Genomic DNA, 8,900 nt, shown 5'->3' with positions numbered 1-8,900 from the left:
AAGTGCTTTGTTTTATTAACTGCATCTACAAGGGAGGCTGAAGCCACCGCCCCGAGTTCGAAAACAAAAATCATCGAAGAAAAATGCTAAAAAGTAACTAGAGAAGTCATTCTTTTATTCATTGCACCTACTAAACTGACTCCTCGAAGGGTGAAAAGTATGCGCTTTAGGGATTGGTTGAAACTGACTAGTTATTTTTACAGATTGGTATAACCTTCACTCTACTACTTAACCATGTAACAAAAGAGACCCTATCCAAGCTATTGGCTTTTTATAGGCGAGATAAAATTTACCGCGTTAACTTTCTTTTACATAAAAGTACTACATTACTTTTTTATTAAATAACTGACCTTATATACGCGTCATATTTATCGATTTATAAGCTTTCAGTAATGTGACAGCCCGATATTTTAAGCCTTTATTATTACATTTTTATTTTTCTTTCTATATTTTTCAAGTCACTGTTTTTAAATAGGTTTTTTGCCGCTATATGCCATGCTGTGGTATATCTAAGTATTCACGCTTTGCTGTAATATAACTGTCACATAATACCCCTATAATCTTCGCCATTAATTATGTTGGAGATAGTAAATGGAACGTGACATGGCGTCCAACCTACGAGCGAATAAAAAGCGAGTAGTCAAGGACAAGTTAGTTAAATACGGAGTAACAAGTGGTGGCTCATTAGTGCTAGTCACTTTGTTATTAATTTTTGGGTATCTTTTGTATGTTGTTTTTCCGATTTTTGCACCGGTTAGTATGGAAGAAAGCACCTCTTTTAAACGCCAAGATACTAGCGCAATTTTTGCATTAGGGATTGATGAGCAAAATGAAGTTGCTTACCAAATGGATGAACAAGGACTACTTAGTTTTTATTCATTACGTGATAGAGACTTAGGTAAATCGCTTCTCCAATATAAAGCCTTTGATGATGTACAAAGAATAAGTAAAACAATGCCTGCAAATGGCATTTTTGCGTTAACCAATCAGCATGGTGACGTGAAAATTGTTAAGCCAGACTTTGCAACGTCATATCCTAACGATACAAGATTGATTACACCTGAAGTTGACTTTCCTTTGGGTGAAGAAAATTTTGTGGTTTCTGATAATGGTCAAGCGATAACAAATTTAGCATTTGAAATGAACGAAGAAAATGCGGCGATCGCAGCGGTTCAAGAAGATGAAAAAGGGCTTTACTTATTATTAACAGCGGAAGTTAATTTCATGACAGATGAAGTTAACTGGACGAAAGAGTCATTTGAACTGCCGTCATTCCCACACAAAGTTGACCAATTATTATTAACACCAAACTTACGTAAGTTATTTGTGCGCAGTGGCAATGATTTATTAGTTTATGATGTGTCTGATACCGATGATATTAGAATTTCGTCAGCATTTAAAATTAACGCTGAAGGCGCTAATGTGATGTCGATTCAATTATTAACCGGCGCGAGCTCAATATTAGTGGCAAACGATAATGGTGTGATTACTCAATGGTTTGAAGTATTGAGTGATAATAAACGCGAGTTTACTTTTATCCGTGATTTTGAAGCACCTCAAGCAGTGACAAGTATCGTTTCTGAATACTTCCGTAAAGGTTTTATTACTACGACGAAAAATGGCGAGATTTCGTTCTACCATGCAACTGGTCATGCTGAACTATTAACGGAAAAAGTAACAAATACTGATAGTTTAGTGGCTGCTGTCTCACCACGAGCAAATTCAGTATTAATTGCTGATAGTGACCAAATTAAATTGTTCCATGTTGATAATGAACACCCAGAAATTACTTGGTCTGCTTTATGGCAAGAGGTTTGGTACGAAGGGTACCCTGAGCCGCAATATGTTTGGCAGTCTACTTCTGCGAGTGATGATTTTGAAGCTAAAATGAGTTTAGTGCCTATCTCATTCGGTACAATTAAAGCGGCATTCTATGCAATGCTATTTGCTGTTCCAATCGCCATTTCTGCTGCGATTTACACTGCTTATTTCATGGCGCCTAGTATTAGAGGGTATATCAAGCCAACCGTTGAAATTATGGAAGCGTTACCTACGGTTATCTTAGGGTTCTTAGCGGGGTTGTGGTTAGCACCGATCGTTGAAAATCAACTACCAGGTATTATTTTACTGTTGATTACCTTGCCTCTTTCAATATTAGTGGCAGCGGTTATTTGGACAAACTTACCTAAATCAATGGCGGATAAAGTCAATGAAGGTGTTTTACCATTAATCTTGCTACCTATTTTATTAGCAGCTGGTTATTTCTCTATCGCCTTTAGTGAAACGTTGGAGTTATGGCTATTTGATGGTAATACCCGTGTTTATTTAACCAATGAATTAGGGATTGATTTTGACCAACGTAACTCTTTAATTGTTGGTATTGCGATGGGCTTTGCCATTATCCCGACTATATTCTCGATTGCTGAAGATGCTATTTTCAGTGTACCTAAAAGCTTAACAATGGGCTCACTTGCATTAGGCGCGACGCGTTGGCAGACAATGGTTAAGGTTGTTATTTTAACCGCCAGCCCAGGTATTTTCTCTGCTGTCATGATGGGAATGGGGCGTGCTGTTGGTGAAACAATGATTGTACTAATGGCGACAGGTAATACACCTATTATGGATTGGAATATCTTTGAAGGAATGCGCTCATTATCAGCGAACATTGCTGTTGAGATGCCTGAGTCTGAGGTGGGTAGTTCACACTATCGCGTATTGTTCCTTGCTGCGTTTGTGTTGTTTATCTTTACCTTCTTCTTCAACACGCTTGCTGAGTTTGTTCGTCAGCGTCTACGTGAAAAATATTCAAGCCTATAAATAGGAGTTAGTTATTATGGGTAAATGGTTTAAATCAGGCACACCTTGGATTTGGATGACAGGTGGTGCGGTGAGTGTCAGTTTAATAGCAGTAATTGGGCTATTTTTATTAATCGGATGGAGAGGGCTTAGTTTCTTTTGGCCTGCTCCTGTGTATGAATTTGCAATACAAAATGAGCAAGGAGAGCAATCTTCACTGATCGGTGAAGTCTATGACTCAGAGCATATTTTAAAACAACAATTAATTGACGGTGGCATTACCGGGTTAGAAGATGAAGCTGATTCATTAGATCGTTTTCTACTTAAAATTGGTAATCGTGAATTTGTTGATTTGGACTTTATCTGGGTTTTAGAAACCTATATTAAAGACCGTAATATTGCTGATAATATTGTTGTGTTTGAAAGAGAAAAAGACGGTAATTTTTATGGCTACCTTGACTCATTAAAAGAGGGAGATAAAACACTAAATCTTGATAAAGAAGCATTGTTCGAAGAGTTCCATAAACGTCTTGATCGAGCGCTTGATTTACGTGATAAAGAGCATGATTTAGCAACAGGTCCTATCGGTCGTATTAATAATGATTTAGATCGAATTCGTTTAAAGCAACGTGGTTTAGAGTTAGATGGCGAGTTAACGGATCAAAAAATAGCTGAATTTGATGCACAGCGTAAAGCATTGCGTGACGAGTACCTAGGGTTAGAAAATGAATTGTTTGGATATCGTGACCAAGCGAAACGTGACAGCCTAGTTGTTAAAGATATGTCAGGTAAATTAGTGACCATGTCAATGGCTGATATTTTAGACTTTTATCAACCAAACAATATGAATCTACTGCAAAAAGTTGGGCACTGGTTCCATCAGCTTTATAAGTTTATTAGTGATGATCCTCGTGAAGCGAATACGGAAGGTGGGGTGTTCCCAGCTATCTTTGGTACTGTGTTTATGGTGATGTTAATGGCGGTAATCGTAACGCCATTTGGTGTGATTGCGGCAATTTACTTACATGAATACGCTGGCAAGAACTCAATTACTAAATTTATACGTATCGCCGTAATTAACTTATCTGGTGTACCATCAATTGTTTATGGTGTATTTGGTTTAGGGTTCTTTGTTTACATTGTTGGTGGCAGTATCGATCAGTTGTTTTTCCCTGAAGCGTTACCTTCTCCTACATTTGGAGCACCAGGAGTAATGTGGTCTGCATTAACATTAGCAATATTAACCTTGCCAGTAGTTATTGTATCAACAGAAGAAGGTTTAACACGTATTCCAAGTACATTACGTGAGGGGTCATTAGCACTAGGCGCAACTAAGTCAGAAACTTTATGGCGCATTGTTATCCCGATGGCGAGTCCAGCAATTATGACAGGACTTATCTTAGCTGTAGCACGTGCAGCGGGTGAAGTAGCACCATTGATGTTAGTAGGGGTGGTAAAAGTAGCACCAACATTACCTGTTGATGGGAACTTCCCGTTCTTACACTTAGATAGAAAATTTATGCACCTTGGTTTCCATATTTATGATGTTGGCTTCCAAAGCCCAAATGTAGAGGCAGCTCGTCCATTAGTGTATGCGACGTCGTTCTTACTAGTGACGGTTATCATCGGCTTGAATTTAGCTGCAATTGGTATTCGTAATAGTTTACGCGAGAAATACAGAGCATTGGAACACTAACAACCTTTAACAAATTATAATTCCACGCACTGCACAGTGCGTGAATAAATAGTAGGAAATACAATGATAGATTTAGCAAAATTAAACGCAAAAAGCGACGAACTAAATAACTTAACACCTGAAGATACTGCGTTAGAAGTGAAAAACTTGGATTTGTACTATGGCCAAAAACAAGCACTTTTTGATGTGTCAATGAAAATACCAAAAGGCAAAGTAACGGCCTTTATCGGACCGTCTGGTTGTGGTAAATCAACACTATTACGTTGTATTAACCGTATGAATGACTTAGTAGATATTTGTCGTGTGGATGGAAAAATTGAATTACAAGGTACCAATATCTATGATAAATCAGTAGATGTAGCTTCATTACGTCGACGTATCGGTATGGTGTTTCAGCGTCCAAATCCATTCCCAAAATCGATTTATGAAAATGTTGTATATGGCCTACGTTTACAAGGGATTAACGACCGTCGTACGCTAGATGAAATATGTGAGACATCACTACGTGGTGCCGCATTATGGAATGAAGTTAAAGATAGATTACATGACAATGCATTTGGTCTTTCTGGTGGTCAGCAACAACGTCTTGTTATTGCGCGTGCAATCGCAATTGGCCCAGAGGTTTTATTACTAGATGAACCGACATCGGCATTGGATCCGATTTCAACATTAACGGTTGAGGAATTGATTACTCAATTAAAAGAGAAGTTTACAGTTGTTATCGTGACTCATAATATGCAACAGGCTGCACGTGTGTCTGATCAAACTGCATTTATGTATATGGGTAAACTGATTGAATATGCAGATACAAATACATTATTCACAGCCCCACAAAAGAAACAAACTGAAGATTACATTACTGGCCGTTACGGTTAAATAAGGAAATAAAATGGAAAATACTAACTTAAGCCGTCATATTTCAGGGCAGTTTAATGCTGAAATTGAAAGTGTGCGTAACCAAGTTATGCAGATGGGTGGGCTGATTGAACAGCAACTTGGTAATGCACTGAAAGCAATGTGTGAAAATGATATTGAGCTGGCGCGTAAAGTTATTATCAAAGATACCGAAGTGAATGACTTTGAATTGCTTGTTGATCAAGATTGTTCTCGTATCATCGCAAAACGTCAGCCTGCAGCCAGTGATTTACGTTTAATTTTAACCATTATGAAAACAATCACGGAATTAGAGCGCATCGGTGACCGAGTTACTGATATTGCAAAAATGACCATTGAAAATCACGGTAAAAAAGTCCCGCCAATGATTGGCTTGGAAAATATGGGGCAGATTGTTTTAAAAATGCTGCATGATTGCCTAGATGCTTTTACACGTTTAGATATGAATAATGCTATTGAGATCCACAAGCAAGATAAAAAAGTGAATCGTCAATATGAAAGCATTTTACGTGAGCTGATGACTTTTATGATGGAAGATCCACGTTCAGTACCGTTTGTATTAAACGTATTAGCGTCTGCTCGTGCTATTGAACGTATTGGTGATAGATGTCAGAACATTTGTGAGCAAATTGTTTACCTTGTAAAAGGAATAGACGTGCGTCATGCAACAGATGAAGAATTAAACTCATTAATTGAAGACTAGTTTCTCGTCTTATTAATATTTATTTAGAGCACAGCTGTTTTTATGCAACTGTGCTTTTTTCATTTTTATGACAAACCTTTGCAGCCTATGGTGCATCAGGTATACTGCTGTTTTTTTTAAGCGGAACCGTTACATGAAAGTTGCAGATTTTTCTTTTGATCTTCCTGAAGAATTGATTGCCCGTTATCCAATGCCTAACCGAACGGGTAGCCGATTATTAACATTAACAGGTAATACTGGCGAGTTAAACCATCTAAACTTTACTGATATTGTTTCGTTAATAGACGAAAATGACTTACTTATTTTTAATGATACACGTGTAATACCTGCCCGTTTATTTGGTACAAAAGAGACTGGCGGTAAGATTGAAGTGCTTGTTGAACGTGTTTTAGACGAGCAATCATTTTTAGCGCACGTGCGTAGTTCTAAGTCGCCTAAACCAGGCTGCCCATTAGTACTGGGTGATGATGTTAATGCCACTATGGTACAGCGCCAAGGGCCTTTATTTGAAATTAAGGTTGATGGTCAGGAAACAGTATTACAAGTCCTAGAGCGTATTGGTCATATGCCATTACCGCCTTATATCGATAGACCCGATGAAGATGCGGACAAAGAACGTTATCAAACGGTTTATAACAAAAAGCCAGGAGCTGTTGCAGCACCAACGGCAGGTTTGCATTTTGACCAAGCGGTATTGGATGCGATCTCAGCTAAAGGAGCGGACTTTGCATTTGTAACTTTACATGTTGGAGCAGGTACCTTTCAGCCAGTTAAAGTAGATGATATACACGATCATCAAATGCACAGTGAATATGCAGAAGTATCACAGGAAGTCGTTGACAAAATCATGGCGACCAGAGCACGTGGTGGACGTGTTATTGCTGTGGGTACAACCTCTGTTCGTTCCATCGAAAGCGCTGCAAGTGTTAGTTTAGCGAAAGGGCTGCCACTAGAACCTTTTTTCTCTGAAACAAGTATCTTTATTTACCCAGGTTATGAATTTCAATTAGTGGATGCGATGGTGACTAACTTCCATTTATCTGAATCAACTTTATTAATGTTAGTGAGTGCCTTTAGCGGTAAAGAAAATATTGATAAGGCTTACCAAACTGCAATTCAGCAAAAATACCGTTTTTTTAGTTATGGCGATGCTATGTTTTTAACTAAAAAAACCAATACGTGATAAAATCACCGACTAAAGTGCGTTGCATGACGTCGGTGCTGAAATAACAATCAAAAATAAAATATATAATAAATCAGACTGTTTATCTGATAAGGAAAACCATGAAATATGAATTAATTACAACTGATGGCCGAGCTCGTCGTGGCCGTTTGACATTTGATAGAGGCACTGTTGAAACACCAGCCTTTATGCCAGTTGGTACCTATGGCACTGTAAAGGGAATGACACCGGAAGAAGTTGATGCAACGGGCGCTGAAATTCTACTGGGTAATACTTTTCACCTTTGGTTACGCCCAGGACAAAAAGTGATTCGTCAGCACGGTGATTTACACGACTTTATGAATTGGAAAGGGCCAATACTGACTGACTCAGGCGGTTTCCAAGTCTTTAGTTTAGGCAAAATGCGTAAAATTAAAGAAGAGGGCGTGTACTTTAATAGCCCTGTTAACGGCGATAAAGTCTTTTTGTCTCCAGAAGTGTCAATGGATATCCAATATGATCTTGGTTCAGATATCGTAATGATATTTGATGAATGTACTGCTTACCCAGCAACTGAAAAAGAAGCTGAAGTGTCAATGCAACTTTCTTTACGTTGGGCTGAACGTAGTCGTAAACGTTTTGATGAACAACAAAATCCAAATGCACTTTTTGGTATCATACAAGGTGGTTGTTATGAGCACCTACGTGACGTGTCATTAGAAGGTCTCACTAAAATTGGCTTTGATGGTTATGCTATTGGTGGTTTAGCCGTTGGCGAGCCTAAAGAAGATATGCATCGCATTCTTGAATATATTGCACCTAAAATTGCAGAAGACAAGCCGCGTTATTTAATGGGAGTGGGTAAACCTGAAGATCTCGTTGAGGGTGTACGCCGTGGTGTTGATATGTTTGACTGTGTAATGCCAACACGTAATGCTAGAAATGGACATTTATTTACAACTGATGGTGTAGTGAAAATTCGTAATGCTAAACATCGTGAAGATAATAGTCCATTAGATGCAGAGTGTGATTGTTATACATGTAAAAATTATAGTCGAGCATACTTATATCATCTTGACAAATGTGGAGAAATCCTAGGAGCACGTTTAAACACGATCCATAACTTACGTTATTACCAACGTTTGATGAAAGGTTTGCGTGATGCCATTTCTGCAGGTACATTAGATGAGTTTGTGGATACATTTTACAAGCGAATTGGAAAAGAAAAACCGATTCTAAATAATTGATTACAAAACAGTAATATCTAGGTTATTTTTTAAACAACAAAGGAAGGAAAATGAGTTTATTTATCTCTCAAGCACATGCAGCAGCAGAAGGCGCAGCAGCAGCAGAAGGTGGTCCAACACAAATGATTATTATGTTAGTTGTATTTGCAGCTATCTTTTATTTCATGATCTACCGTCCGCAAGCACGTCGTACTAAAGAACATAAAAACCTAATGGAAAGCATCTCTAAAAATGATGAAGTGCTTACATCGGGTGGTTTAATCGGTAAAGTGGTTAAAATCAGCGCTGAAAACGAATATGTTCAAATTGAATTAAATGAAGCGAACACTATCGTAATTAAAAGAGATTTTATTACGGCAGTACTACCTAAAGGTACGCTTAAATCAATCTAAACAATAAAAA

7 protein-coding genes are annotated in these 8,900 nt (G+C 38.1%); all 7 read left to right on the top strand.

Features of this window, described 5'->3' with window-relative positions; all coding sequences use genetic code 11:
- The first annotated feature begins 591 nt into the window (after window positions 1–591).
- A complete protein-coding gene (locus V6256_RS10960) occupies window positions 592–2,817 on the top strand; it encodes an ABC transporter permease subunit (protein ID WP_341598252.1) in 2,226 nt (741 codons plus the stop codon).
- A gap of 13 nt (window positions 2,818–2,830) precedes the next feature.
- The gene (gene pstA / locus V6256_RS10955) at window positions 2,831–4,492 is read left to right on the top strand and encodes a phosphate ABC transporter permease PstA (RefSeq protein ID WP_341598253.1); all 1,662 of its coding nucleotides are present in this window, start codon (window positions 2,831–2,833) and stop codon (window positions 4,490–4,492) included.
- Between the two features lie 63 nt (window positions 4,493–4,555).
- Window positions 4,556–5,368, top strand: coding sequence for a phosphate ABC transporter ATP-binding protein PstB (gene pstB / locus V6256_RS10950; RefSeq protein ID WP_341598251.1), 813 nt, complete (start codon window positions 4,556–4,558; stop codon window positions 5,366–5,368).
- Window positions 5,369–5,381: 13 nt separating this feature from the next.
- Window positions 5,382–6,089 carry a phosphate signaling complex protein PhoU gene (phoU, locus tag V6256_RS10945; protein ID WP_341598250.1) on the top strand — a complete coding sequence of 236 codons (708 nt, stop codon included), beginning with the start codon at window positions 5,382–5,384 and terminating at the stop codon, window positions 6,087–6,089.
- 133 nt (window positions 6,090–6,222) lie between these two features.
- Complete coding sequence (queA, locus tag V6256_RS10940; protein ID WP_341598249.1) at window positions 6,223–7,272, top strand: tRNA preQ1(34) S-adenosylmethionine ribosyltransferase-isomerase QueA; 1,050 nt, start codon at window positions 6,223–6,225, stop codon at window positions 7,270–7,272.
- 101 nt (window positions 7,273–7,373) lie between these two features.
- The gene (gene tgt / locus V6256_RS10935) at window positions 7,374–8,498 is read left to right on the top strand and encodes a tRNA guanosine(34) transglycosylase Tgt (protein ID WP_341598248.1); all 1,125 of its coding nucleotides are present in this window, start codon (window positions 7,374–7,376) and stop codon (window positions 8,496–8,498) included.
- Window positions 8,499–8,548: 50 nt separating this feature from the next.
- Window positions 8,549–8,890, top strand: a complete 342-nt coding sequence (yajC, locus tag V6256_RS10930) for a preprotein translocase subunit YajC (RefSeq protein WP_341598247.1) — start codon at window positions 8,549–8,551, stop codon at window positions 8,888–8,890.
- Window positions 8,891–8,900 lie beyond the last annotated feature (10 nt).

The organism is Psychromonas aquatilis (assembly GCF_038155185.1).
Lineage (GTDB): Bacteria > Pseudomonadota > Gammaproteobacteria > Enterobacterales > Psychromonadaceae > Psychromonas > Psychromonas aquatilis.
Note: the sequence above shows the minus strand (reverse complement) of the source record. Positions and strands in the feature narration are given on the sequence as shown.

Bases quoted from the DNA above. Each gene is read 5' to 3' on its own strand.
- V6256_RS10960 (WP_341598252.1), top strand. From the start codon at position 592: ATGGAACGTGACATGGCGTCCAACCTACGAGCGAATAAAAAGCGAGTA.
- pstB (WP_341598251.1), top strand. From the start codon at position 4,556: ATGATAGATTTAGCAAAATTAAACGCAAAAAGCGACGAACTAAATAAC.
- phoU (WP_341598250.1), top strand. From the start codon at position 5,382: ATGGAAAATACTAACTTAAGCCGTCATATTTCAGGGCAGTTTAATGCT.
- queA (WP_341598249.1), top strand. From the start codon at position 6,223: ATGAAAGTTGCAGATTTTTCTTTTGATCTTCCTGAAGAATTGATTGCC.
- tgt (WP_341598248.1), top strand. From the start codon at position 7,374: ATGAAATATGAATTAATTACAACTGATGGCCGAGCTCGTCGTGGCCGT.
- yajC (WP_341598247.1), top strand. From the start codon at position 8,549: ATGAGTTTATTTATCTCTCAAGCACATGCAGCAGCAGAAGGCGCAGCA.